Origin of the sequence: Butyrivibrio hungatei NK4A153, assembly GCF_000424465.1 — a bacterium.
Taxonomy (GTDB): domain Bacteria; phylum Bacillota; class Clostridia; order Lachnospirales; family Lachnospiraceae; genus Butyrivibrio; species Butyrivibrio hungatei_A.
Genome location: NZ_AUJY01000011.1, coordinates 193,155 through 220,138, shown reverse-complemented (window position 1 = coordinate 220,138; position 26,984 = coordinate 193,155). Strand labels below are relative to the sequence as shown.

Annotated in this window: 30 protein-coding genes; all 30 read right to left on the bottom strand. The window is 42.2% G+C overall.

The genetic code is table 11. The features are described from left to right. Positions 1-371 precede the first annotated feature (371 nt). Positions 372-851 (bottom strand): hypothetical protein, encoded by a 480-nt coding sequence (locus tag G628_RS0107840; RefSeq protein ID WP_027208881.1) that lies wholly within the window; start codon positions 849-851, stop codon positions 372-374. Between the two features lie 115 nt (positions 852-966). After that, positions 967-1,932 carry a homoserine O-acetyltransferase MetA gene (gene metA / locus G628_RS0107835; RefSeq protein WP_027208880.1) on the bottom strand — a complete coding sequence of 322 codons (966 nt, stop codon included), beginning with the start codon at positions 1,930-1,932 and terminating at the stop codon, positions 967-969. Further along, entirely contained in the window at positions 1,922-3,964 is a 2,043-nt protein-coding gene (gene ligA / locus G628_RS0107830; protein WP_034500708.1) for an NAD-dependent DNA ligase LigA, read from the bottom strand. The genes metA and ligA overlap by 11 nt, the downstream gene beginning before the upstream one ends. Before the next feature lie 105 nt (positions 3,965-4,069). Next, complete coding sequence (locus G628_RS0107825) at positions 4,070-4,780, bottom strand: pseudouridine synthase (RefSeq protein WP_027208878.1); 711 nt, start codon at positions 4,778-4,780, stop codon at positions 4,070-4,072. Between the two features lie 58 nt (positions 4,781-4,838). Then, positions 4,839-5,687 (bottom strand): adaptor protein MecA, encoded by an 849-nt coding sequence (locus G628_RS0107820; protein WP_026654794.1) that lies wholly within the window; start codon positions 5,685-5,687, stop codon positions 4,839-4,841. 50 nt (positions 5,688-5,737) lie between these two features. After that, on the bottom strand, positions 5,738-6,748 hold the full coding sequence (gene hypE / locus G628_RS0107815) for a hydrogenase expression/formation protein HypE (protein ID WP_027208877.1): 1,011 nt from the start codon (positions 6,746-6,748) through the stop codon (positions 5,738-5,740). Positions 6,749-6,797: 49 nt separating this feature from the next. Continuing rightward, on the bottom strand, positions 6,798-7,844 hold the full coding sequence (gene hypD, locus G628_RS0107810) for a hydrogenase formation protein HypD (RefSeq protein ID WP_034500706.1): 1,047 nt from the start codon (positions 7,842-7,844) through the stop codon (positions 6,798-6,800). A gap of 1 nt (position 7,845) precedes the next feature. Beyond that, positions 7,846-8,064, bottom strand: coding sequence for a HypC/HybG/HupF family hydrogenase formation chaperone (locus G628_RS0107805; RefSeq protein ID WP_027208875.1), 219 nt, complete (start codon positions 8,062-8,064; stop codon positions 7,846-7,848). Between the two features lie 3 nt (positions 8,065-8,067). After that, positions 8,068-10,407 carry a carbamoyltransferase HypF gene (hypF, locus tag G628_RS0107800; protein WP_196803730.1) on the bottom strand — a complete coding sequence of 780 codons (2,340 nt, stop codon included), beginning with the start codon at positions 10,405-10,407 and terminating at the stop codon, positions 8,068-8,070. 15 nt (positions 10,408-10,422) lie between these two features. Beyond that, positions 10,423-10,890, bottom strand: coding sequence for a 4Fe-4S binding protein (locus tag G628_RS0107795; RefSeq protein WP_027208873.1), 468 nt, complete (start codon positions 10,888-10,890; stop codon positions 10,423-10,425). A gap of 37 nt (positions 10,891-10,927) precedes the next feature. Then, positions 10,928-12,007, bottom strand: a complete 1,080-nt coding sequence (locus G628_RS0107790) for a nickel-dependent hydrogenase large subunit (protein ID WP_026654787.1) — start codon at positions 12,005-12,007, stop codon at positions 10,928-10,930. A gap of 14 nt (positions 12,008-12,021) precedes the next feature. Then, complete coding sequence (locus G628_RS0107785) at positions 12,022-12,354, bottom strand: NADH-quinone oxidoreductase subunit C (RefSeq protein WP_026654786.1); 333 nt, start codon at positions 12,352-12,354, stop codon at positions 12,022-12,024. Beyond that, positions 12,351-13,019, bottom strand: a complete 669-nt coding sequence (locus G628_RS19295; protein ID WP_026666830.1) for an NADH-quinone oxidoreductase subunit B family protein — start codon at positions 13,017-13,019, stop codon at positions 12,351-12,353. The genes G628_RS0107785 and G628_RS19295 overlap by 4 nt, the downstream gene beginning before the upstream one ends. Before the next feature lie 16 nt (positions 13,020-13,035). After that, the gene (locus tag G628_RS0107775) at positions 13,036-13,905 is read right to left on the bottom strand and encodes a respiratory chain complex I subunit 1 family protein (protein ID WP_026654783.1); all 870 of its coding nucleotides are present in this window, start codon (positions 13,903-13,905) and stop codon (positions 13,036-13,038) included. Further along, on the bottom strand, positions 13,905-15,743 hold the full coding sequence (locus tag G628_RS0107770; protein WP_242827197.1) for an NADH-quinone oxidoreductase subunit L: 1,839 nt from the start codon (positions 15,741-15,743) through the stop codon (positions 13,905-13,907). Before G628_RS0107770 ends, G628_RS0107775 begins: the two co-directional genes overlap by 1 nt. Positions 15,744-15,870: 127 nt before the next feature. Next, positions 15,871-16,161 (bottom strand): metal-sensing transcriptional repressor, encoded by a 291-nt coding sequence (locus G628_RS0107765; protein WP_081670604.1) that lies wholly within the window; start codon positions 16,159-16,161, stop codon positions 15,871-15,873. A gap of 121 nt (positions 16,162-16,282) precedes the next feature. After that, positions 16,283-16,726 (bottom strand): MarR family winged helix-turn-helix transcriptional regulator, encoded by a 444-nt coding sequence (locus G628_RS0107760; RefSeq protein WP_026654780.1) that lies wholly within the window; start codon positions 16,724-16,726, stop codon positions 16,283-16,285. 127 nt (positions 16,727-16,853) lie between these two features. Continuing rightward, positions 16,854-17,135 carry a cell division topological specificity factor MinE gene (minE, locus tag G628_RS0107755; RefSeq protein ID WP_026654779.1) on the bottom strand — a complete coding sequence of 94 codons (282 nt, stop codon included), beginning with the start codon at positions 17,133-17,135 and terminating at the stop codon, positions 16,854-16,856. Positions 17,136-17,150: 15 nt separating this feature from the next. Beyond that, positions 17,151-17,930 carry a septum site-determining protein MinD gene (gene minD, locus G628_RS0107750; protein WP_026654778.1) on the bottom strand — a complete coding sequence of 260 codons (780 nt, stop codon included), beginning with the start codon at positions 17,928-17,930 and terminating at the stop codon, positions 17,151-17,153. A 12-nt stretch (positions 17,931-17,942) separates the two neighbouring features. After that, on the bottom strand, positions 17,943-18,686 hold the full coding sequence (gene minC / locus G628_RS16780) for a septum site-determining protein MinC (protein ID WP_051199086.1): 744 nt from the start codon (positions 18,684-18,686) through the stop codon (positions 17,943-17,945). Between the two features lie 183 nt (positions 18,687-18,869). Then, the gene (gene tsf / locus G628_RS0107740; RefSeq protein WP_026654777.1) at positions 18,870-19,823 is read right to left on the bottom strand and encodes a translation elongation factor Ts; all 954 of its coding nucleotides are present in this window, start codon (positions 19,821-19,823) and stop codon (positions 18,870-18,872) included. A gap of 83 nt (positions 19,824-19,906) precedes the next feature. After that, positions 19,907-20,662 (bottom strand): 30S ribosomal protein S2, encoded by a 756-nt coding sequence (gene rpsB / locus G628_RS0107735; protein WP_026654775.1) that lies wholly within the window; start codon positions 20,660-20,662, stop codon positions 19,907-19,909. A gap of 278 nt (positions 20,663-20,940) precedes the next feature. Then, complete coding sequence (locus tag G628_RS0107730; RefSeq protein WP_155833786.1) at positions 20,941-21,735, bottom strand: hypothetical protein; 795 nt, start codon at positions 21,733-21,735, stop codon at positions 20,941-20,943. Positions 21,736-21,749: 14 nt separating this feature from the next. Next, positions 21,750-22,619, bottom strand: coding sequence for a DUF6115 domain-containing protein (locus G628_RS0107725; protein ID WP_027208869.1), 870 nt, complete (start codon positions 22,617-22,619; stop codon positions 21,750-21,752). A 66-nt stretch (positions 22,620-22,685) separates the two neighbouring features. Then, entirely contained in the window at positions 22,686-23,081 is a 396-nt protein-coding gene (locus G628_RS0107720; RefSeq protein ID WP_026666834.1) for a hypothetical protein, read from the bottom strand. A 15-nt stretch (positions 23,082-23,096) separates the two neighbouring features. Then, positions 23,097-24,674, bottom strand: a complete 1,578-nt coding sequence (locus G628_RS0107715) for a DUF342 domain-containing protein (protein WP_027208868.1) — start codon at positions 24,672-24,674, stop codon at positions 23,097-23,099. 30 nt (positions 24,675-24,704) lie between these two features. Further along, a complete protein-coding gene (locus G628_RS0107710; RefSeq protein ID WP_027208867.1) occupies positions 24,705-25,481 on the bottom strand; it encodes a FliA/WhiG family RNA polymerase sigma factor in 777 nt (258 codons plus the stop codon). Between the two features lie 26 nt (positions 25,482-25,507). After that, entirely contained in the window at positions 25,508-25,849 is a 342-nt protein-coding gene (locus G628_RS0107705) for a hypothetical protein (RefSeq protein ID WP_026654769.1), read from the bottom strand. Next, complete coding sequence (locus G628_RS0107700) at positions 25,846-26,331, bottom strand: chemotaxis protein CheD (protein WP_026654768.1); 486 nt, start codon at positions 26,329-26,331, stop codon at positions 25,846-25,848. The genes G628_RS0107705 and G628_RS0107700 overlap by 4 nt, the downstream gene beginning before the upstream one ends. A gap of 10 nt (positions 26,332-26,341) precedes the next feature. Further along, the gene (locus G628_RS0107695; protein ID WP_026654766.1) at positions 26,342-26,977 is read right to left on the bottom strand and encodes a chemotaxis protein CheC; all 636 of its coding nucleotides are present in this window, start codon (positions 26,975-26,977) and stop codon (positions 26,342-26,344) included. Between the last annotated feature and the right edge of the window lie 7 nt (positions 26,978-26,984).

Below are 26,984 nucleotides of genomic sequence, written 5' to 3'. Positions count from 1 at the left end.
TGACTTCTCACAGTTCGTTGTTACTAGGCTAATGAAACCCCTGTGAGACCTCCACGCTTAAGGCGCGCGCTCTTTCTCTCCATATATCCGCCACATTTACTCTGCTACTACAAAAGTGATAGTTATTAGACTTTGTTGCTTTAAGCCAACTTATCTCTCGTAGCCTAGCCTTATATGTGATTCCTGTCCGTCGGACCAGAGATTTGCTTACAGCTTCCTTCAGATTCCACCTCACGATGGACACCCTTGCTGTTCGGCTATACACTTCCCACTATCTGGGCGTGTTTGGGACTTGCACCCGTTAGAGCGCGCCCATGGCGCGCAAACTTAAAAGAGCCTGACCGTTACCGATCAGGCTCAAACAACAATTATTATTTATACTTTGCATTTAGCTTCTCAATCGCATCCTCATGTCTCTGAATAGCGTACGTAGCTGACTTAATCTTTAATTCAGTATCCATACGCTTTTTATGAGTCTCATTGCATTTCACATAGTACTCATAGACTTCTTCATCATCGACTTCAAGATATTTATCTGCGATGCAACCGGGAAGGACAAACTTCTTTACTACATCCTTGAACTTAACTTCAATATACTTTCCATCCTGAGAAATAACCTTGCCTTCACCGAATTTTCTATGTGTAACCTTCATCTTAAGAGCAGACTTCTCTCCGAGGTCCGCTGCTTCTTTTTCAAGATCTGACAGCATAGAATTGAGCTCAACTTTTTCGCTCTCGAGCTCTTCTATCTGCCTTGCGTTCTCTTCAAGCATCTCTTTGGTCTTCTTGGTAGGTTTCTTTTTAAGTTCATTCTTTGTTTCAACTTCATTATTTTCAAGCTCAAGACCCATAAAGCATTCTCCTTTTCGTTCAACGCTTTTCGATGCACATTTTTATTACAAAATAAACGAGTTAACATATATATTTTAACTTATTTAGAGACATATTACAACCAAATGGAGACGCTTATATTTTCTGCGTAAGTCCCTTCGAAGCGAGCTTACGCTTCTCCTCGTCAAGGATCTGGCCCCACTGGTATGGTGTATTCTGGTAAACATAATAGTTGAGCCAGTTGGTGTAAAGGATATTTGCGTGGCTCCTCCACTGAAGTGTGGGCTTATTATCGGGATTGTCATCGGGATAATAATTTATGGGCATCTTGATATCGAGTCCCTTTGCCAGGTCGCGCTTGTACTCGGAATCAAGTGTAAGTCTGTCATATTCGGCATGTCCCATTACAAAGATCTGGCTGCCGGATCTGTTCATGCAAAGGAATACTCCTGCAATCTCAGATTCCGCAAGAACAATAAGGTCTTCGCAGGCATGAATCGCATCGGAAGGTGTCTCGGTATGTCTGGAATGAGGAAGTTTGAATATATCATCAAATCCTCTTACAAGCGGAACCTTTCTGTTCATGACTTTGTGCTCATATATTCCGAATCTCTTTTCCGAAAGGGGCTTTTTATTGATTCCGAAATGATAGTAGATTCCGGCCTGAGCGCCCCAGCAAATGTGAAATGTCGATGTTACATTTGTCTTTGTCCACTCGAAAACTTTACAGAGTTCCTGCCAATAATCAACTTCTTCGAAAGGCATCTGCTCAACAGGGGCTCCCGTGATGATCATTCCGTCAAACGTCCTGTCTTTTAGCTCATCAAAGGTATGATAGAACCTGTTAAGATGGTTCGGTGATGTATTCGTAGAATGGTGAGAACTCATCTGCATAAACGAAACATCAATCTGAAGCGGTGTATTTGACATTGATCTAAGAAGCTGAAGCTCGGTATCTTCCTTAAGAGGCATCAGGTTAAGAATACAGATCTGAAGCGATCTGATGTCCTGATGACAAGCTCTGTTCTCGTCAACAACAAATATATTTTCCTTTTCAAGAATCTCTCTGGCAGGTAAATCGTTCTGTATTTTAATTGGCATTTTTAATCATCTCCATAAATTCAGCTTCGTCTATAACTTTAATACCAAGATCTTTTGCTTTGGTAAGTTTACTGCCCGCTGCTTCGCCCGCAAGGACAAAACTTGTCTTCTTAGAAACGCTTCCCGACGCTTTTCCGCCGTTTTTGACAATGAGCTCTTCAGCTTCTTTTCTTCCGAGTGTAGGAAGTGTTCCCGTTACAACAATGGTCTTACCGGCAAAAATATCTGATGCGTCCTCATCTTTTGTGGCTGTCATATTTACGCCAAGTGTCTGCATCTTGGATAAAACCTCAAGGTTCTTCTCATCATGAAAAAACTCATAAAGATCGCCTGCTGTAGTCTCTCCGATATCAGGGATATGAAGAAATCCATCCTTTGTGACCTTTGAAAGATCCATGACATTGTCAAAGTGCTTCATGATCTCACGGGCTGTTGACTTTCCGACATTCCTTATCGCAAGTCCCGTAAGAAACCTTACAGCATCATTTGACTTCGACTTCTCAATCTCGCCGAGAAGCTTATCCGTATTTTTCTCTTTTCCAATGATTCCCTTTTCGATCAGCTCGTCTCTGTGCTCGTTAAGGCTGTAAATATCCGCATAGCTCTTAAGATAACCTTCTGAAACAAGTGCATCTACAAGAGTATCGCCAAGTCCCATAATATTCATGGCATCTCTTGAAGTGAAATACGCGATTGTTCTTGTAACCTGCGCAGGACAGATAGGATTGATGCATCTTATATCCGCAGTATCTTCCTCTCTTACAAGCACGCCACCGCACACGGGGCATGTTTCCGGCGCTTTATATACTTCGGAAGGCACTTTTACACAGCCGTTGAGCTTAGGGATAATCTCGCCGCTCTTAAACAGCTTGTACTCGCCGCCGATTCCGACCTGCATCTCGTTAATATAATCCTGATTGTGAAGTGTTGCTCTTGAAACACTGGTTCCGCAAAGTCTTGCTGCCTTTCCTGTCTCTTTATCGTGGAAGCTTCCTGTAAATGTGAGCTTACCTGTTCTTCCGACATCGACAAAAATCTCGTCCATGACAACGACTCTTTCTTCCGGCGGATACTTATATGCGATATGTCCGCTCGAATACTTGGAACTTGTAGAAAACTCCTCTCTCCAAGAAGTCGTATCAATCTTTATAACAGCTCCGTCAAGGTCAAAATCAAGATTTTCTCTCATGTTACCGATGTCATCGATTGCCGCGCTCACTTCGCTCGAAGAGACACATGCCCTGTGATAAACGGTCTTAACTCCCGCTTTTTCAAGGATATCAAGTCCATTAACATGAGAACTCTTTACTTCCTCAGGGCCGTCCTGAACGTTAAACACGAACATTCGAAGGCCTCTTTCCTTTGTAACCTGCGGATCAAGCTGTCTGAGCGTTCCCGCAGCAAGGTTTCTCGGATTTGCAGCAAGCTTTTTCCCAAGCTTCTCCTGCATCTCGTTGAACTTATCAAAGTCCTCGTGGGACATATAAACTTCTCCTCTGAGTTCAAGATACTCATAGGGAAGATCGATCACTTTTTTCACATCAGGGATAACAAGAGCGTTCTCGGTAACATCTTCGCCGATAAAGCCGTCGCCTCTTGTCTCCGCAGTCCTAAGATGAAGCTTTCCGTCAGCTTCGTCCTTGTAATATCTAAGCGACAGACTGAGTCCGTCAATCTTCTGCTCAACGGAAAAAACTGCGTCGCTGTGCCTTGCGGTAACTTTCCCGATCCACTCGGCAACTTCCTCCTTACTAAAAACATCCTCTATCGAAAGCATCGGGACATTGTGAGTTATCTTAACTCCGGCTTCCCTCTTCGCAACACCGCCGATTATCCTGGTGGGCGAATCCTTCTTTACAAACTCAGGGTGTTCTTTCTCAATCTCCTTGAGCTTTTGCATGAGCATATCGTACTCATAGTCGGAAATCTCAGGTTCATCCTGATTATAATAAAGATCCATGTGATGCTTTATTGTCTTAACAAGCCCATCATACTCTTTTTTTATCAAATCTGTGTCTTGATTAAGTGACATATAACTCTCCTCAAATTTATTACAAACTAACCTGCCTCGCGAATCCATAGCGGCTCACGCAGACAACAAATTTATTATATCAGTAAATTCTCAAATTGGGACAAACTATTTAACTCCCGCTTCGCCGTACAAGAGCTTCTTTGCCTCCTCGGAAAGTTCGGCATATCCGCCCGGTTTAAGATTATAGTCGCTAAGCTTAACGCTCATGACGCGCACCCTCTTAAGCTTTACAACTTCGTAGCCAAGTTCTCCGCACATTCGCCTAATCTGCCTGTTAAGCCCTTGTGTGAGTATTATGGTAAAAGATCTTTTGCCGGTTTTACTGACTTTGCAGCGCCTTGTTTTTACACCCAGCTCACGCAAAAAAACTCCGGACGCCATCCCGGTTATAAACTCAGTCGTTACGTCCTTATCTACCGTTACTTCATATTCTTTCTCATGTTTATTTGCGGCTCTCATCATCGCATTGATCAGATCACCGTCATTTGACATGATAAGAAGTCCCTCAGAATCCTTATCAAGACGGCCCGCATAGGTTACTCTCTCTTTGTATCCGAGATCTTCAATGACGTTTTTCTCGGCATGAACGTCGTTTTCGGTGCATACAACGCCGACCGGCTTATAATATGCAAGAACAATCTTATCTTCCTTGGGTTTTATCTCTTTTCCGTCAAGACAGACTGTGTCGCCATCCTCGACCTGTGCGCCGCACGTAGCTATAGCGCCGCCTATCGTTATTCTTTTATCTTCAATAAGCTTATCGGCTTCCCTTCTTGAACAGACTCCGCAGGAAGCAATGAATTTATTAAGCCTCATCTTTACCTCAAAAAATAAAGAGCTGCTTAGCTTAGCAACTCTTTCTATTTTTTATTCTTTAAAACATCTGTGCCAGATGCTCGATCGCATTCTCTCTGATTATACAATCATAGCTCTCTCTGATATAAGCGATTGCCTGAGGAGCCGAACACTGGAAGTGTCCGAATTCATAAGCCATCGTAAAGAGCGATGCGAACTTCTTGGTATCCTCGTCACCTCTTCTGATATCAAGGAAATACTTACCTGTTTCCTCATTCTTGTACAGAGTGCTGCAGATATTGTTGCCCATAGGAGCCTTTGCGCAGAACTTCTTAACTTCCATAAAGCTGTCAAATGTGAATACAAATTCACTGAACTGAAGCTGCTTAAGATTTTCCTCATTATGAACACGCCTGTTCTCTGCTTTTCTCTTAGCACCGACCGAAAGACTGTCGGCAAGGTTCTTGTTCTTATCTGAAGAACCGTTTACATTTATCGGAACAGATTCTTTATTTATTATATTCTTCATTGAATTGGTCAGATTCTTGAGACTTTTGAGATAATCGTTAAGTCTTGAAATTCTGTCCTCATCAACCGCATCTCCAATGTCCTCAAGAACGTTCTTAGGGATATTGACTCCCGCCTTCTCTGTAAGATTTCTTAAGATTTCCCCAAATGAAGCTGATGCATTTTCAGAAAGAGTAAGTGAAATCGAATGATCGGGTAAAACAGTTATCTGAAGCGGCATGAAAGAACCGGTCGGCTTGTAGTCAACTTCTTCCTGTGCCTTAAGCATTACATCGTGTAAAAAATCCAATGCTTCTTTCTTCTTCTCAAAAAGGTCTTCAAGCTTTATCCCCTGTTCATCCATATCATCTTCTGTGATGATACAGTTGACGGTGTCTTTGTTAATTCTCTTAAATTCCATTAATCTACCTCGCATTTATACGACTGCATAGCATAACTATTTTACAACATTTAGCAGATTCTTGGAAGACCCTCTCCATACATCAGTCCTATCACTCTTTTTCCGCCTATATTGGTATTTAGCACCACTTTATGCATGTCGGAAGGCTGATTATTTTTTTTGACCATGCCGATAATGGCGGCGTTTTCGCCGTATTTGGAACTACGAATTATTGAAAGCGCTCTGTCAGCGTCTTCGGGGTGAACACTAAGTACAAACTTTCCTTCGTTGCCCATATATATCGGATCAAGTCCAAGAAGTCCGCAGAAATCTTTGACTTCAGAAGATACAGGAAGCTTATCCTCGTAAAGTTCTATATCACAGGAAGAGCTCTCCGCAAATTCATTTAAAACAGTGCCAAGTCCGCCTCTTGTTACGTCTCGCATCGCATGAATCCTGACTTTCTGTGCCATTAGATTATTTACGGCGTCCGTCAAAGGAGCCGCATCAGACTTAATATTATTTTCGATTCCCATTCTTTTAGCCAAAATAGTCGCGTGATGGTCTCCGAGATTTCCGGAAAGAATAATAATATCGTTATCATGAAGATTAGAAGGCCCTATAGATTCTGCATCATCAGAAATAAAGCCGACTCCCGATGTATTGATTATAAGTCCCGCTTCTTGGCCTCTGTTCTCAACAACCTTGGTATCGCCAGTAACTATCGTAACCCCGGCCTCTTTTGCACACTCAGAAAGAGCCTTGACCTGATTCTCAAGGACATCGAGATCAAGTCCCTCTTCAAGGATAAATCCGCATGTTATATACATGGGCTTAGAGCCGCTCATAAGAAGATCGTTTACCGTTCCGCAAACAGAAAGTCTCCCGATGTTTCCTCCCGGAAATTCTATGGGAGTCACCACGAAACTGTCGGTTGTTATCGCAAGTCTCGCTGCTCCTCCGACAACCGCGGAATCCTCAAGTTTATTTAATATATCGTTATTAAAATATTTTGCAAAAACATCTTTTATAAGCTTTGAAGTGGACTCTCCGCCGCTTCCGTGAGCCATTGTAACTTTCATACCGTGCCTCTTTCGTCAATCTTTATTCGTTTATATCCGGTCAAAAAAACTATCTTCTACCCGAAACAAAATAGTTGTAGCAGCTTCCCTCCGTTGAAACCATACATGCTCCGTGAGCCGTATCGGGCGTACATTTTTTTCCAAACATCGGACAATCGCAGGGCTTTATCTTTCCAACAAGAACATCCGCGCACCTGCATCCGGGCGGCATATTGTCCTCATCAAGCATATCGCTTCCCGCATCATATTTCTTGTATTCTTCTCTTAAGATAAGGCCTGAACCCGGAATCTTTCCCATTCCTCTCCAGGATGCATCAGAAGCTTTAAAATATTTTTCGATGATTTCTTTTGCCTTGATATTGCCTTCTTCTTTTACCGCGCTCTTGTACAGGTTCTTAAATCCGCCTTTTCCCTTCATCTTCACAAGAGAATATATGGTCAAAAGAAGCTGTGCGCCCTCAAATCCGGAAACTACAAAAGGAATGCCAAGTTCCTCAGAAAGTTCTTTGTAGATATCGCTTCCCGTAATTGTGGCAACATGCCCCGGAGCAATGAATCCGTCGATCCCGCCGCCGTTTTTTACGACATATCTAATGACTTCGGGCATAGTCTTTAATGACGTAAGAAGCTTAAGATTATCAAGATTATTTTTTTCAGCTTCTTCCAAGACCATCGCATACACGGGCGTTGTGGTCTCGAATCCGATAGCGGCAAAAACATAGTTGTGATCCGGATCTTCTTTTGCAAGTTTAACCGTCTCCATTGGCGAATAAACCATCTTCACGTGCGCGCCCTCGCCCTTTGCTTCCGCAAGAGACATACTTGTACCCTTAACTCTTATAAGATCACCGAACGTAAGAACCACCGTATCGCTTCGCATGGAAAGCTCGATAAGTTTATCGATAACCGCAGTCACAGTAACGCAAACAGGGCATCCGGGTCCCGAGATAAGCTTTATCTTGTCGGAAAGCATGGAAGGAATGCCGTTTTCTGATATCGCAGCTGTATGGGTACCGCAAACTTCCATGATACGGACTTCGTCGCCGTCATAGTTTTTCAGTTCTTCTGCAATCTTTTTTATATCAAAACCTGCCATGTCAGTTACTTAAATCCTCAATTTCTTTCATAAGACTTTCAACTTCATCCGCAAGTTCATCACTCATTGTCTGAATGATACATCCCGCATGGACAAGAACTCTGTCGCCGACTTTCGTATCAACGAGCCCCGCATCGGCAACAACAATATTCCCGCTAAAATCAATGGTAGCCTTTGTGCCGTCCATACTTATAACTCTTCCGGGTATAGCAACACACATTTTTTACACCTCTTTCTGCGATAATAAACCATAATACGCCTGCCCGAGCGATATTCCCGCATCTCCCGCAGGCACAAACTCATTTATATATACACTAAAACCGTCTTCCGAAAGCGCGCTCACAGCCTTTTCAAGCAATATCCTGTTCGCAAAAACGCCTCCTGACAGACATACATTATTTTCTTTATGCTCGTCTCTGATAAAACGGCACATTTTGACGACAGCACCTGCAAGTGCCTCGTGAAAAGCATATGCGATGGCTTCTTTTTGATATTTGCCGCTGTTATACGCCTTTTTTATATCATCAAAAAGTTTGAGCTGATTCGCAATAAGCATATCACCCGCCCTATCTATCTTAAATGAAATACAGGGCTTATTCAAATTCATGCCCCTTCTCGCGGCATTTTCAAGAAATATCGCACATTCACCTTCATACGAATTTTGTTCTTTTATCTCAAGAAGCGCGCAGACACCGTCAAAAAGCCTGCCCGTACTCGAGCTCTCAAATGTATTTATATTATTTAAAAGAGCTGCCTTTATAAGCGGATCTATCCCAGCTCCTTCATTATTGCCGTATTCATAGCACGACTTAACGAGCTCCGCATTAACGGAAGCCTTGTCACCTCCGCATAGTTTCACATACGAAAGATGCCCTGCCCTTACAAATTCTGTGTTCTTGCAAAGCAAAAACTCTCCGCCCCAGATTTTTCCGTCAGTTCCATATCCCGTTCCGTCAAAAGAAACACCGATACAGCTCTCAAGCGAATTCTCAGCCATCACGGAAAGTGCATGTGCGTAATGGTGCTGAACTTCATAGAGCGGCAATCCCATTTCATCCGCTAGGTTCTTGCCATATTGCGCGGAATGATACCTCGGATGAAGGTCGCAAACGATCATATTGGGCTTTATATGATAGAGATCTATATATCTTTTTATATATTTCTTAAAGTTCTCAAGGCATCCCAAGTCCTCAAGATCACCGATATACTGCGATGTTATCACTCTGTCTTTTTTGGCAAAAGAAAAAGTGCTCTTTAAATCTCCTCCAAGTGCAAGAACAGTCTTATAACATCCCGATGTATTCTGTAATATAAGCGGAAGGGGTACGTATCCTCTTGCGCGCCTTATAAACAACATCTTTTCTGCATTATCCCGACATTCTTCATTCGAAGTGAGCTTATCCGAAAGATTCTTATGAACAAATACCACAGAATCATCCTGTGCCATGTTTATTCTTCGCTCATGTCTAAGAACGCCGTCAACACTGTGATTTTTGTAATCTTCATTACCACCTTCAACCATATCGCGCCTAAAGAAGACTTTATCGAATTCCGCGTCATCTGTCACCATCGCATCGCCCGATATGTTCGCGCTCGTAACGATAAGAGGTCCGAGCGCATCACACAAAAGCCTGTGAATTCCGGCAGAAGGAAGAAACGCCCCTATGTAATCGCTGTCTCCGCATACTTTCTTTGGAAAAACCTTTATCTTATCAAGAAGAACAATAGGCCTTGCGGATGACTTCAGGATCTGCTCTTCAAAAGGAGTTATTTTGCAATACTCTCTTACTTTCTCAGCCTCACTGAACATGATTGCAAAAGGCTTGCGCTCACGCCCCTTTATTTCCCGTAATTTTGCCGCAACATCTTCTTTGGGTACACAGACAAGCTGATAACCCGAAACACCTTTTAAGCCCAAAATTTTGCCGTTTCGAAGAAGCTTAATTGCTTTAGAAACAGAAGCGCTTTTATCCTCAGTAAATGCCTCTCCGTTTTCTTTATACTCAAGAACAAACTGAGGTCCGCACTCAAAGCACGATACAGTCTGTGCGTGTCTTCGTCTTCCTACCTTGTAGTCGCTCGCACAGACAGGGCACATCTTAAAAGGCTTCATCGCGGTATTGTCCCTGTCGTAAGGAAGCGCATCCGCTATACTGATCCTTGGGCCGCACGATGCACAGCTTATCAAAGGATATCCGTATCTGACGTTACTCTCATCAAGCATCTCGGAAAGACAATCGTCGCATATCCCTATATCCGGCAGAAAAACAGGAAGTTCAGAGGAAAGATCAACATCCGCGCTTTCAACAATTGAAAACTCTTCGAACTCTACAGACTCATCCTTAGCTTCCGATATTTCAACATCTAAAATAAAAGCACCCGCAGGATATTCCTTCTTTAAGAGACAAGAAAATGCCCTTAGCCTATCTTCATCTCCCGCCGCAAGAATTTCTACAGCTGCTCCTATGTTTTTAACATAGCCTTTCAATCCGTATTCAGTTGCTTTTTGTGCAATAAAGGGGCGATAGCCAACGCCTTGTACCGCCCCTTTTACTTTGATCAAAAGTATCATTATTTATTATTTGTCTTCTTTTTTCTCAGCAGTATTTTCCTGTGCCGCTTTCTCCTGAGCTTCCTTCTCAGCCTTTGCCTTGGCTGCGGCAGCAGCTCTTTCTTTTGCAGCCTTCATAAGAGCTTCCTGAGCGGCAATAGCCTTCTCAGACTGCTTAAATGATTTTACAACCTTCTCACTGTCGGGCTCCTGGAATCTTGTTCCCATAGAAAGAGATTTCTTAGGGCAGCTGTCAACGCAGCATCTGCACTGAATACAGCTCATAGGTCTGATATTCCAAGTCTTTTCTACCTTATCAACCGTGATGGCATGAGTCGGGCACTTTATGGAACAAAGACCGCAAAGGATACAAAGATCCATATCATTCTCGACATGACCTCTTGTTCCTTCCGGAAACTCTTTCTCGGTTTTTCTGGTATATGGCTTTGAAAAAAGGTTTTTTATAATTGTATTTTTAAAACTAACAAATGCCATTTCAATCTCCTATCTGTGCTGTGTTCACGAAGTGCGATCATCTCTCTGTACAACTGATACAAGGATCGATCGTAAGTACAAGAATCGGAACATCAGCAAGATCGCAACCTTTAAGGATCTCTACGAGACCTGAAAGGTTTGCAAAAGTAGGTGTTCGAACTCTCATTCTGTCAATGAACTTGGTTCCGTTTGCCTTAACGTAGTAAAGAGCTTCGCCTCTTGGCTGCTCGATTCTCATCATATACTCGCCGTTTGGCATTCCCTTAACAGGCGCCTCGATAGGTCCGTCAGGCATCTTTGCAATAAGCTGGTGAATAATATCAAATGCCTGGAAAATCTCCTGTATACGGCAATATGTACGAGCATATGAATCACCTTCACTGCTTACGATAGGCTCAAAGTTGACATCTCCGTAAGCACAGTATCCGGTAGATCTTATATCTCTTACAATTCCGCTTGCTCTGAGGAAAGGTCCGGTGCATCCGAGAGCATCTGCCTGCTCTGCGCTGAGAACACCGACTCCCTTAAGTCTTGTCTGTACGGCAGCATCCTCAAGGAAAGGTCTTGCGATAGCCTTAAGATCTTCTTCCATCTTGGAAATTCTGTTGTCAAAATCTTTGAGCTGATCGTCTGTGACATCTCTTCTGATTCCGCCAATCTTCATAACCGAGAAGATTACACGTCCGCCCGTAGACTCTTCAAACATATCAAGAGCTTCCTCTCTGAGTCTCCAACAGTCCATATAAAGGCTCTCAAATCCGAAAGCATCTGCCAAAAGTCCGAGCCAGAGAAGATGTGAATGAATTCTGCTAAGTTCAGACCAGATAGTTCTCATATATCTGGCTCTTGCAGGTACCTCAATATCCATGATATGCTCAACAGCCTCGGAATAACCAAGACCGTGTCCCAAAGAACAGATACCGCAGATACGCTCTGCAACATATACCATCTCATTAAAATCTTTTTTATCAACCAGCTTCTCCAAACCTCTGTGGATGAATCCGATTGAAGGAATAGCCTCAACCACCTTCTCATCTTCCATAACAAGATCTAAGTGAATAGGCTCCGGAAGAACCGGATGTTGAGGTCCGAATGGGATTACACTTCTGTTAGACATTACAGTTCCTCCAATTATTTAAACGGTGTCTCTATAGCTGTGCGATAGAGCTTTCCTTCATAGTCAATATTTATCATCTTGATCTTTACTCCGAAGAGATCGTGCATCTCATTCTCATAGATGAATGCACAAGGGAAAATACTTGTGATACTGGAAATCTCATTCTCTTCGGGAAGAGTTATCTTAAGCTGCTTAACTTCAAGATCTTTTCCGAATGTATAAATAAGTTCAAAAGCATCCGGAACTCTTGTAGCGCACTGTTGCATAAGATGATATCCTGCAAATTTAAGCTTCTGAGACTCGTCAATGACATTCTCGGGATTAACATTTACAAACTCGGTATTCATTGTTTTTTGTCTCCTTTCTCAGTATTTGCCGCATTTGCAGCGGGTGCCGGAGTAGCGGCTGCAGCAGGTGCCACAGGCTTGGGAGCAGGCTTTGCAGAAGCTTTGATCTTCTCTTCCGCCTGTTCTCTTAGTGCCTCTTCCGTAAGAACAGCATCATACTGATCTGCAGGATTATAATCTTCCTCAGTCATATGAACAGCCATCTTGCTGTAGTCTACAGTACAATATCCGGCCTTCATTGACTGTTTTAACTTGTTCTTCTTTTCTTCAAGGATTCCAACCGCCTTAACAACGCCCTGAATAAGAGCTTCCGGTCTTACTGCGCATCCGGGAACATAAACGTCAACCGGAACGATCTTGTCGGCGCCACCCAAAATGTTGTAGCACTCCTTGAAGATTCCGCCGTCACATGCACAGATTCCGCACGCAACAACAACCTTTGGATCTGGCATCATGTTGTAAAGCTGTCTTACAACAGGTGCCGTCTGCGCATTCATTCCTCCCGTAAGCAAAAGTACATCTGCATGCTTGGGATTACCTGTATTAATAATTCCGAATCTCTCCACGTCATAAAGAGGAGTCATCGTAGCCAAAACTTCTATATCACAGCCGTTACAGCTGGATCCGTCATAATGTAACACCCATGGTGATTTAGATATTTTCATATATCATTCCCTCTTCTTATTTCAACACATTAAGAATAAGCAAATTTGTACCTGCAAAAATCAATATAACCGACCAGGTAACCTTGAGCATTGTCATGTACTTAACTCTGGGGAACAGGTTGTCGATAAGTGTTTCCAGGAAAAATACAACAGCACATGCGATAACAGCTCCAAGAATACTGATAGGTGCAGAAGTAACAAAGAACATTCCCACAATACCCATCATAAGTACCACATCATACCACTCTGCGATCTCGACAAGTGCAAGGTTTCCGCCGGAAAGATCCGTTGTAAGACCCTTTACCATCTCCTGATGCATATGATGTGAAGTACTAAGGTCAAAAGGTGATTTCCTGAGCTTGATCAAAAGCACAAAGACAAAGCCTATAAAGAAGCCGGGAATCTGCGCAATAGCCGGAATATCTGCTTTCGCAAGTTCATCAACCATGAAGCTTCCGTTTGCATAATAGAACCCGATAGCAACAAGAAGTGTCATAGGCTCATAGCACATCATCTGCAAAAGCTCACGTTGTGCGCCCATTATACTGTATGGTCCGTTTGTTGAAAAAGCTGCAAGAACCATAACTACTTCTGACATAGAAAGCGCAAAGAATACTAAGAGCATATCTCCGCCGGCAAAAAACAACGCACCTGTAAATATGGTAAATACAAGATAACTTGTAACAAACAACACCTGAATACTGTTAACAACGGTTGTCTGCTTACTCATCAGCTTGGACACATCATAGAAAGGCTGAAACAGAGGGGGACCCTGTCTTCCCTGCATACGAGCTGAGAAAACTCTGTCGATTCCCGAAAGCAGACCACCTAGAACAGGTGCCAAAAGAATATATAATAAAACTCTTATGATCATATAAATATTCATCAGATAGCACCTCCGACAACAACAATAAGCATAACGGCGACCAGAACAGTCGCAACATAGATACAGGGCTTTAAGAATTTCTTTTCACCAAAGACCTCATCCATGTACCAGTTAGACATATAAAGTGCTCTCTCCTTACCGAAAGAATCGATATAATGTCTGTCATCTCCTGCATTTACACCGGCAACGTAAGACATTGTCATCTTACTGTTCTTACCGATGGACATTATTCTGGAACCGATAGGGATCATAAATACCATCGCAACCATTATCATCATGATGATAACATCGCTTCCGCCGATAACATCAGGGATGTTTGTGTGATAAGCCTCATCAAGAATAGGCTGTATCATGTTTCCTGACATCCAGGGGAATGCAAAGCACATGATAACTATCATTGTAGTAAGAGGGAAAATAGATACCATCTCACTTCTCGGAGTTATATCTTCAAGTTCAAATGACTGATGAATAACCGCACAGATCTTACCGAGCCACTTTGCCCAGTAGAAAAGCGTACTTCCCGATCCGAAAACAAGGAAAAGAACAAGCCAAACAGAACCGGAATCTACGAATGATTTAAGAGCAGCCCACTTTGAAACAAGCATTCCAAACGGTGCCATGAACATTCCGCAAATACCGATTATCATGATAAATGCAAGTCTGGGAAGTTTGATTATAAGTCCATGCATATCCTCAATGTCACGGCTTCCCATACAGTTCTCAATATCTCCGACTGTCTGGAACAAAAGTGACTTTGAAACCGCATGAAACAGAACGAGCATAACTGCAGCCCAAACACCTTCGGTTGTTCCTGTTCCCGCACATGCGGTAATAAGACCGAGGTTAGAAATTGTCGAATAAGCAAGCACCTTCTTGCCGTCGCTTACTGTAATCGCAAGAAGTGATGCCGCAAAGAAAGTAAATCCACCGATAACGGTGATCATAACTCCCGTAAGAGTTCCGAACATTACGGGCGCAAGTCTGATAAGCATGTATACACCGATCTTAACCATCGTTGCAGAGTGCAAAAGTGCACTTGAAGGTGTAGGTGCAACCATCGCTCCCAAAAGCCATCTTGAGAATGGGAACTGCGCACTCTTTGTAAGAGCAGCAAATGCAAATAAAGTTACCGGAACAATAATTGTAGTAGAAACACCGGGTGTGATCTCACTAAGATTCGAGATGCCGAGAACCATATTGCAATACATGAGTCCTGCCGCGAATCCACATCCACCCAAAAGATTCATCCAGAGAGCTCTGAATGAGTTATTTACAGCCTCTTCTGTTCTTGTGTATCCGATCATAAGGAATGAACATACACTTGTGATCTCCCAGAAGAAATAGATAAATCCAAGATTATCTGAAGAAATAAGTCCGAACATTGCGCCAAGGAATACAAACATAAGCGCAAGGAAATATCCGGAACGGTCTTCAACATCTGTGTGATGATGGTGATAATCCTTCATATAACCTGATGCGTAGATACAGATAAGAATACCTACGAAACCAACGATCAAATACATTACGGCAGCAAATGTATCGATTCTGAGGCAAGTATTTCCTTCAACCGCCTTGTGTGTCAAATCCATCCAAAGTACGGGGATAGTTCCGACAAGCGAGAAAATAATTGCATAATACTTTTTGTACTTAATACTGAGAAAACATACAAGTCCAATTAAAAAGACTTCCCCACAAAGAATTACCTTTTCGGGAATTTCCGGATGTTCCAAGTATACAAATTGAGATGTATCACCGGACATTAGAACATTGACGGCAACATAAATAGCCACACCCATGATTGCAAAGCCACCTGCCATAATAAGAAGGCTTCTAAACAAACTGGCGTGCTTAAAAATAGATATTATAATTGCCATACAAAAGGGAAATAAAATAAGAAAATAAACTAAATTCAAAAGATTTGCCAAGGTGTTCGCCCCTTTCACATACATACTCACAAGTAACTCATTACTTCATAAATTTCTCGATAGCATCATTTAACTCAACGATAGCCTCTTCATCACCATCTGAAACAGCATGGACTATGCAATGACTTATATGTTCTTTAAGTATTTCCTTGCCTGCCCCGTTTATTGCTGAACGTACAGCTGCCAATTGTACGAGTACTTCAGTGCAATCCCTGTCATCCTCAACCATTCTTTTAACCGACTCAAGGTGTCCGATAGCCTTGGAAAGTCTGTTAATAATAGCCTTCATCTTCTTAGGATCATGATGATGTTTATGGGTATGAGAACTCATAAAACCTCCAATAAATATATGCATTGTTATTTTTTTAACTTATATAGGACAAAAAAATAAATCTACATATATTTTTTAACAAAATATATTATATTCCTTCTAGGGAAAAATACAATAAAGATTATCTAACATTACTGATAATCTTATGTAAAAGATTGTAAAGGACTTTGGCTTCTTCTTCCGTAAGCTTAACACAGCTTCCTACCTTAGAAGGAATCGTGACAGCTTTATCCCTTAATTTCATACCGGAATCGGTAATTGAAACTACAAGATTTCTCTCATCTTTTTCAGATCTCTCACGTGTAATATACCCCTTACTCTCAAGCTTTTTAAGAACAGGCGTAAGTGTACCCGAATCAAGAAACAGACACTCTCCAAGCATTTTTACATTAACACTCTTCTTTTCCCACATGACCATCATGGTAATATACTGGGTGTATGTAAGATCCAGCTCATCAAGAAAAGGCTTGTACTTTCTGATAATCTCTTTTGAACATGCATATAATGGGAAACATAACTGATTACCAAGTTTTAAAGAATCATATTTTTCATTATTACAATTCATAAGCGTCTCCAAAAACAATTTTATCCTATTTAATCATATATCATTATATCACAATAGAGATTATGTGTTTGCAAAAAACAAAAACCCGCGAAAATCCTTTTGGGAAATTCACGGGTTGCAATGCCGATCAAAGCTTTGAATTATGATTCATATTTTTGATAGGAATGTTAGCATAAAGAGCCGGTGCGGATTTTCCACCGTTATCTTCAGCATCCAGACTTGTAATATTGATGTCAATTCCTTCCATATCTATCTCAGCATATTTCGAAAGCACTTCTATGATATCGCTTCTGATTTTTTGCATAAGCTCAGGTGAGCATGATGCTCTGTCTGAAACCAAAACAAGCTTCAGTCTATCCTTGGCTATATCACTTGAAGATTTCTTTTTGAAAAAATCAGTGATTTTCATAACTTTGCCCCCTTATCACTTTTTCTTAAACCAAGAAAAAAGTCCTCTCTTGGCTTCAAGGTCAAGAAATGGAACCTGTTCGCCTGTAATTCTGCGACAAATGTTCATGTATGCCTGGCCTGCAAGTGAATTGTCACCTACAAGAGGTTCACCGTTATTAGTCGCAACAACAATACTCTCATCATCCGGAACCTGACCTATAAGCTCGATAGCAAGGATATCTATAACGTCATCTGATGACATCATATCACCTCTCTTGACCATATCAGGGCGAAGTCTGTTTACTATGAGATGAGTCTTTTTAATCTCGTTTGCTTCAAGAAGCCCGATGATTCTGTCGGCGTCACGAACAGCTGATACCTCAGGTGTTGTAACAACAAGTGCTCTGTCAGCGCCGGCAATAGCGTTCTTGAATCCCTGTTCAATACCTGCAGGACAATCCAAAATAATATAATCGTAATCCTGCTTAAGTTCATCTGTAAGCTTCTTCATTTGCTCAGGAGTAACGCTTGTCTTGTCCTTAGTCTGTGCAGCGGGCAAAAGAAAGAGATTCTCATATCTCTTATCTCTGATAAGCGCCTGCTTAATCTTGCAGTTACCTTCAATAACATCAACAAGGTTGTAGACAATCCTGTTCTCAAGTCCCAAAACAACATCAAGATTTCGAAGTCCTATATCTGTATCAATAAGAACAACCTTCTTGTTCAGCTTTGCAAGGCCTGTTCCGATATTTGCGGAACTCGTAGTTTTACCTACTCCACCTTTTCCCGATGTTATAACTATAACTTCTCCCATAGTTTCCTCCGTTTACATATTAAATTGTCTCAAAAAAGAAGAACCGTAAACACTTTTTACGATGTGCCCGTTTTCGATATATGCAACTTCAGGCTCACTTTCTACCGTAGAAGGTTTCTTTCTCCCCAATTTGAGTTTGGCACTTTTTTCAGATTCAGGAGATATTGCGATAGAATCCGCGATCCTGACCTGTAATGGGTTGAGACTAAGTGCCATTACTACAGCATCTTTATCTCCGCCTGCACCGGCAAATGCATTGCCTCGCAGTTCTCCCAAGATAAATATGCTTCCATAGGAGATTACGTTAGCTCCCGGCTTAACGTCTCCTAAAATAACAATACTCTGTTCGCAGGAAATATCCTGACCGGATCTCAAACTGCCCTTATAAATAATTGCACTGTTCTGATCCACTTTTACTGTAGCATCCGACTTCTTGTTCGTATTGATCTCAAGAACAACATTATCGTTTGAAGCTGCGACATCTTCAAATTTTCTCTGAATATCTGACTCTTCGTCGATAATACATGTAATTGTAAGCATTGAATTATCTTTGATACTCTTTAGAACTTCATCTTCTTCCGATTCGGAAAGTTTTCTGCCTCTTATGATAAGGCCCATGTTATTCTTTCCGAGAAACGAAGATGCTTCCTTGAATTTCTCGCCAACTTCCGTGATAAGCGTTGAAAAATCGACCTCGGGATCCAAAACAAGAATGATGCCAGATCTTGTACCCTTAATTGTAACTAACTGACTCAATGTTTAATTCACCCAACCTTTATAAAAATCTATACTACAACAGTATAGGCTATTTTTGTAAAAAATTAAAGATATCAAAGCCCATTTATGCCAAAGGTTTGGTGGCTAAAAATAGCTTAATTATTACACATTTAAGAAAAAATGAGCTCCGGAAATCCGAAGCTCATTAATAATCTAATATTATTAGTTGAGACCGGCAGCCTGCTTAGCAACTTCCTCAGCGAAGTTCTCGTTCTTCTTCTCGATTCCTTCACCTGTCTCGAAACGTACGAATCTCTTGATAGAAAGATTAGCGTTATTGTCTTTAGCAACCTTAGCGATGTACTGACCAACTGTCTGCTTTCCATCCTCAGCCTTTACGAATACCTGCTCGTTAAGGCAGATTTCCTTAAGCTCTTTGTTGAGACGTCCGATAAGCATCTTCTCGATGATCTCCTGAGGCTTTCTCTTTCCTTCAGGAAGCTCCTCGTTCTCCTTCATAGCCTGAGCAAGAAGAATCTCCTTCTCGTGATCTCTGTATTCCTGTGAAACGTCCTCAGTTGCAACATACTTGGGATTAAGAGCTGCAACCTGCATAGCTACGTTCTTAACTGCTTCCTTGATGTTATCGTTAACAACATCTGTCTCAGCCTCAACCACAACAGAAATTCTTCCGTTTCCGTGTACGTAAGGAACTACGATACCGTTAGAAGCAACAACCTTCTCGAAACGTCTGATGCTGAGCTTCTCACTGATAACTGCTGTGATCTCAACAAGTGCATCGTTAACTGTCTTAGACTCATCAAGGTTCCACTTCTCAGCCATGAATGAATCAAGATCCTTGGCATCTGAATTAACTGCCTGCTGAGCAACTGCCTCAACAAAGCTCTGGAACTTGTCGTTCTGAGCAACGAAGTCTGTCTCTGAGTTAACTTCAACAACTGCTGCTGTCTGGTCGTCCTTAAGAACAACTCTTGTAAGACCTTCTGCAGCGATTCTGCTAGCCTTCTTCTCAGCCTTCATGATTCCGTTCTTTCTAAGGAATTCTACTGCTGCATCCATATCTCCGTTAGTTTCTGTAAGAGCCTTCTTGCATTCCATCATTCCTGCACCGGTAGACTCACGCAATTCTTTAACCATTGCTGCTGTGATAGCCATGTGTATTTTCCTCCGTTTTTATAATAGCAGCCAACCATATAATGATTGGCTGCACCAATTTAGTTCCAAATTATCAATCTATATTACTCTGCGTCTGCAACTTCTTCGATATCCTCAGCTGCCTCTGCAACGAACTCAGCTGCAACGTCAGCCTCAGCACCCTGGTTAGCTTCGATAACAGCGTCTGCCATCTTACCAACGATAAGCTTTACTGCTCTGATAGCGTCATCGTTTCCGGGGATGATGAAGTCAAGCTCTTCAGGATCGCAGTTTGTATCAGCGATACCGATAAGAGTAATTCCAAGAGACTCAGCCTCCTGAATGCAGATTCTTTCCTTCTTAGGATCTACTACGAAAATAGCATCAGGGATTCTCTTCATATCTCTGATTCCGCCAAGGTTAGCCTGAAGCTTGGAAAGTTCCTTCTTAAGCTGAGCAACTTCCTTCTTGGGAAGAACTTCGAATGTTCCGTCTTCCTGCATCTTCTCGATAGTCTTCATTCTAGCGATTCTGCTCTGGATTGTCTTGAAGTTTGTAAGCATTCCACCGAGCCATCTCTCGTTGATGTAGTACATTCCGCAACGCTCAGCCTCTGACTTAACAGCGTCCTGCGCCTGCTTCTTTGTTCCTACGAAAAGGATTGTTCCACCCTGCTGTGCAATCTCGAATACTGCCTTGTAAGCCTCGTCAACCTTGATAACTGACTTCTGAAGGTCGATGATGTGGATTCCGTTTCTCTCTGTGAAGATGTAAGGAGCCATTTTAGGGTTCCATCTTCTTGTCTGATGTCCAAAGTGAACACCTGCTTCAAGTAACTGTTTCATTGATACAACGCTCATGATATTACCTCCATTTGGTTAGAATCTTCCGCACATCCTTGGCTCATATGATATATCAGCGCGTCTTCCGATATACAGAGCTCTCTTCTGATCGGTATGACCGACACCGGAAAGAGAATTAAATGTACGTGATTATTTGTTTTACCGTGAAATAGGCATAAACACACCTATGAACACAGCTTTTTAACTATATCACAAGGAAAAACATATTTCAAGTAAAAAAGCTGTGAAAATAAGTTATTTTCACAGCTTTAAAGCTAAAATTATTTAATACAAGGTCATTGTGTGATAGCTTTCGCTATTTCTTCATATGAAGCTCCCTGACTTATTGATTTGGTTCCGGAATGTATCTTTCTGTCCCAGCCTTTCTCAATAAGGAATTTGTTAAACTGAATGGCATCATCCACGAGTCCCGCATCATGTAAGATCTTAGCTACTTTATCGGACGATGAACCTCCCGGAATAGTAACCTGCACCGGATTTGCAGGAGAAGGACTCGATGTGCTCTCACCTGAATTGTCTTCAGGTTCCTCAGCGGGTTCTTCCTCTAATTCTTCAGGCTCTTCCTGAACTTCTTCTTTTTTCTTTTCTACGACAGGCTTTTCTTTTTCCTTATCCTTGTCTTTATTCTTGTCAGCATTCTTGGCACTTACAGAATTGCCTGCGGATGAAGCTTTTTCGACAGCTCCGCTTATACCGTTAGCAACAGTAGATGTGCCTGTGCCTATGCCGGCAGAAGTCTCAGGCTTTTCAATATCCGCACCGCCGGCAGCTGAATCGCTCGCAGATGTGTCAGGTAATGAGGGGCCTGCGTCGACTCCCTTTGCAGTATCCGTAACTTTATCTACCGGAGCTGAATTATCTGGTTCCTCTTTTACCGCCTCGCCGGTACTTGCGTCTTCACCGGAATAATCCGAAAGAACACCGCCTTCAACCATTCCGAGATCTTTTGCTTTCTCGATCACCTCGGCATCGCTGACCGGTGCATTTCTGGCTCCAAGTGCAAAGCCCATGATTATAGCTGTAAGTACAACGCCAAGACCAATCCCCCTAAGGTAATATTTTAGTTTCATTTATAGAGTATTCCTCACTTAACTTTTCTGTGCTTGTTGGAAAGATCTATCACAAGCTTAACTTCTCCGATACCCAGACCAAGTTCTCTTGCAATAACCATATTTGATTTTCCGGCCTTATGCATCTCAATGATCTGTCTGTTCTGCGAGATCGGATCGGCTGCTGTGAGTTCTTTCATGTTCTTATCGGGATTGGTGCTCTTAGCTTCAACTCTCACAGCTTCAGTAATGGGAACAACTTTGGCATTCGGCTGTTGCTCCTGTATAGGCTTAACTTCCTCTTCATCGTTAGAAGTGTTTCCTACAACATGAAGCCCAATAGCTTCTTCGGGAGTTATAACTTTAGCTGTGATCTTTTCAAGTTCCATGACAGGCTCTTTTTCGACAGCTGCAGAAGGAGCGGCAGATGCAACCGGTGTAACAGGTATGATTTCATCTGACGGAGCGGGAGTAATGATCTTCTCCTCTACCTCTTTTACAACTTTCTTGGCCTCATCGGCTTTCTTGGTTACTTCGGAAACCACGGAAGTGAGGTTCTTATGCTTATCGTTAAGCATGTCATACATGAACATTACTTCATCATGATTCTTGTGTATATCGTTGATCACAGTATCGGAATATTCTCCGATAGCGGAAAGTTTTTCGTTTGATATACGTTCCATTGCTCTCTCTGTTCTGTCCAAAGAAAGATCTACGGTATCGTCTACCATATTTTCAATATTTTCTCTCTGATCTTCAACTTCACGACGAACAAGCTCACGGATTTCTCTCTCCATGAGCATCTTATCTTCCTCGTCAAGTTCCTTCCCCGCAGGAAGAAGGTAACCCAATATTATTGCCGCGAATCCGACAACGATGAGAACAATCTCTGTAATACTAATCATTTATCCGCCTATTTTACTAAAAAATTCAGGCACCGTGCCCGTTTCCACCATTATAATATAGAAATGTTAAATCTTCAAATCAAAACCGTGAGAAATACCAAGATCTACAGGCTTTCCATTTCGGTCGAGCATGTGCTCCGAAATTTTTTCCATTTTCTCAACTGATAGCTGTCTTTCTAAAATGGGATTATTCTCATTCTTTTCGTCCTGCTTCTTTTTTCTGTTTTTTCCGCCGTCCCCCGCGTATTCATTACCGCCTTTCTCTCCGGCATCCGCAGAAACTTTGGCTCCGCTAACGTCATCCTTTTGAATAACCGAATTGCGCTGGTTATCAACTTCTTCGTTAAACTGAGTCTGAAAGTTCTGCCTGTCCATCATGGGTCTTGCATCCTCCGACGCCTTCACCGCGGAAACCTCATTAGAAGCAGCGATCACGCCAAAGTCAATTCTGTTTATTGACATGGTTCTCTCCTCCGTTTAGATAGGTGCTAATCTTACATCTCCTTCCCTGACAACAAACTTGCTGTACTGAACAGGTTTCTTTACGATCATGGACAACTCACCGATATTAACGGTAGTTCCGGGATATGCGGTTCCCTCAACCACAACCTCGGCTTCCTTTGCTTCCGCAAGTCTTTCCATAAGATTTGCATATTCCTCCGAGTCATCCTGAATCTGTTCCGTAAGGGTCTTGTTTAACTCTATAAGTTTCTTTGCACTTTCGACCTGCTGAGGGCTAAACTTTACTCCCGCCTTTAGCATCTTAGTAAAGCCTTCGATAGTAGGTTTTATGCTCTCTATGCTCTTCTGTGCTTCGGTCATTTCTTTCTGAAGCTCTTTGAGTCTTTGCTTAAGCTGCGGATCTGCCCCAACTTCTATGATGGTATTTGCCCCCATCTCAGATCCGAGAACCTTAGCCTGAATCTTGTCTGCAGCACTAACTCTTCCTCCGGCGATAAAGCCTCTTCGTCCGGTTACGTTTACCTCTGTTCCCGAAGAAACGTTTGAGTGGAGTATGCATTCACTTGTGATGCATCCCCTTGCACTCACATTGGCATTCTCAATAAATCTTGTGACTATATTGCCACCGGCCTTAATATTTCCGCCGGCTTTTGCTCCGCATTCAAGGATTATATCGGCGCCGGCATCAAGAACGGCTCCTTCAACAATACCTCTGACAATGATGTTTCCGCCTGCCTTTACGCTAAAGTTGGTTGCAACAACACCGTTAACCTCAACACTTCCTTCATAATCAATGTTACCTGTGGCAACATCAACATTCTCAAGCTGCAATACATCGGAAACAACAACTTTACCTTCGCTCAAAGTTACGTGACCGGACTTTCCTGCCTTAAGTGTAAGCTTATCTTCCGAAAGAATGGTATTCTTACCCGCTCTGATATGAGAAGGCTTAACAACAGCAGGCTTTATATTCTCTCCAAAAACATTGATCCCCGGAACCCCCGGAATCTCCTTATGAAGTGTAGCGAGAAGATCGCCTTCATTTATATTATTGATCAGGTTAAGATGGAAATAGTCCACACTTCCATCCTCTTTAAGTGTGGGACGTGCTCTTAAGTTGGTATTAAAGTGATACTCAACGTATGCATTCTTACCCTGAACAACTTCTTTTCCCTGAGCTATAATTATTTCCTTACAGTACTCTCTATGTTCAAAAAATGCTTTTATGTTTTCGTCCTGAATTCCATAAGTGATCTTTCTGTACGCGATCGAGCTTCTGAACTCATTCTCCGTCATAAGCTGCGCGCCTTCTGTCGGCGGATAGAAAAATGCCGTGACAGTCATTTTATCCTTGGAAACGTCAAACTTTACCCCTTCACGCTCAGGATGTACCTGCGTTTCGGTAAAAACGTAGACGTTTGCGTCAGACTTGGTCACAGCATCATTTAGCTTGATTACATCGTATTGAATTTTTCTTTCGTCCAAGTACTCACGAACGTCATTAACGTTTAGCGGCTTACCTCCATCGGTTGGGGCGTAAATTCTGATACCGGTTCCCTGCGTTGTGTTTACGAGTTGAAAATATCCGTTCATACAAATCCTCTTCCATAAATAAATTTCCTACTATCTCGAGTTTGTAATAATCCCCAGATAGTCTCCCAGCTTTTCGCGCATCTTCTGAAGCGCCTTTGTGTGAAGCTGTGACACTCTCGACTCTGAAACCTCCAGAACCTCACTTATCTCCTTTAACGTAAGCTCCTCATAATAGTAAAAGAGTATGACCTTTTTCTCCTTGTCTGTAAGATGTTCCAAGGAATCGGCCAACATCTTTTTAAGTTCCTCCTTTTCTATAGCCTCCTCAGGCTTTGTGAAACCTGAACCTGTTGCATTGCTTGAATCATCGGCAATATCCGCGCCCTGATCCATGAACTCATTTAAGGAAACAACCCCCGTAACCTTCATCTGGTTCTGCCAGTTCTGGTATTCATCTTCAGTAATATCCATTTTTGCCGCTATTTCGGCATCTGTCGCGATATGACCACTCTCTTTTTCAATCTCTCTGATGGCAGTCTCTATCTTCTTCTGTCTCTGTCTTATAGTTCTGGGAATCCAGTCCATCTTGCGGATCTGATCTAGGATTGCTCCTCTGATCCTCAGACTGGCATAAGTTTCAAACTTAACGTCTTTCATGAGATCAAACTTATCAATGGCATCTATGAGTCCGAAAATGCCATATCCTACAAGATCGTCATATTCGACATTAAATCCAAGATACATGCTAAGTCTTCCGGCTACAAGCTTGACAAGAGGAGCATACTCTAATATGAGCTGCTCTCTGAGTTCACCGGATTTGGTATTACCATATTCTGTCCATAATTTATTTCTAGCTGCATCATCCATGTGTAAGTTTCCCCGGTTCTATTTTTTTACTGAGGAATGTCGTGTACTTCCATATTATCGACATCTTCCCCGGCACTACTTTCTGCCTCCATTGCTGCTCTTGCCTCTTCCTCGAGTCTCTCAGCTTCAAGTTTTTCGGCCAAAGCTTTCTCGTAGTTAATATCTAAAAACTTGGCGATCATCTTCTCCGTGATAAGTCCGATTACCAAAAATATAACTACCGAAACAAATACAATAAAAATCCACTCACCCGCCGGATAGTGCTTAAAGAACGTAAACACTGAAACAACAGCCGTTGCTGAAAGCACTATCAGGGGAGTTATTAGTTTGGTATTAATTTTCTTCAGTTCATCTAAATCGGTATTCATATGATTTTTTCAGGCTTTCCTACAGCTCTGATAATATAGTTTCCGTTTTCGGGATAAAAAATAACTGTCCGTCCGTACGAATCACCGGTATCCTGAGCAAGTACAGGAATATTAAGCTCCTTTAATTTTTTTAGTGATGCCGCAACATTTCTGTCACCGACACGCATCGTGGCATTGTTTGACTGGAAAGCAAACATCTGCGCGCCGCCGGCAATCTTTGCCACAAGACGTGATTTATTACCGCCTTTGGCAATTATGAGCCTGACAAGTTCTTCAATTCCTGTATCGGCAAATTTAGGTATATTCGAATTGTTCCTAATCTCAGTTGAATCCGGCAACATTACATGAGCCAGCCCACCAATCTTGGTAACAGGATCCCTTATAGCAATTCCAACGCAGGACCCAAGCCCCAAAGTTGTAATTCCGTCGGGGCTGACACAAATATTCAGATCGGCCATTCCAACCTTAATTATTTGACTCATATTAGCCCCTTCACGAATCTGAAACGTCTCCCATGCCTAAAGAAGAGAGAATTTTACGGTATCCATCAATATCAGGTAAAAGAATAAAATAACCGCTCAACTTAAGTTCATCAAAGAACTGTGTCTCAATAAGAAGGATTTTGTCACCCATCATTCCAAACTGGATCGCGGGAACACTAAGTATCGCCGCAGCCATATCAATGGCAACATATGGAATAGATGGAATGAGTTTTAGGTTTGTCATCATGGAAAGTGAATTGAGATACGAACCGGTAATGATATTACCGACTTCTTTAAGGGCTGACATCTCAACTTCATCAAAATCCTGATCTTCAGGCTTGGGGCCTGTACCCATAAGCTGATCAACCAAATGTCTGGCTGCCTGTTTGCCCAAGAGGAACATGATGCTTCCGTCGATATCGCCGTCAACAGCAAGATAAATACCTGCCATTATCTTCTCAGCTCCGCCCATGAGGTCTCCGACATCTTTGAAGTCCAGAAGTCGTACCTGCGGAACACACATATCAACCTTTGTTCCGATCATCTGAGCAAGCGCTGTAGTTGCATTCCCGGCACCGATATTACCAAGTTCCTTCAGCACGTCAAAATACTTGTCGGATAAATTATCCAAACTCATGTCTGCCATAAAATAA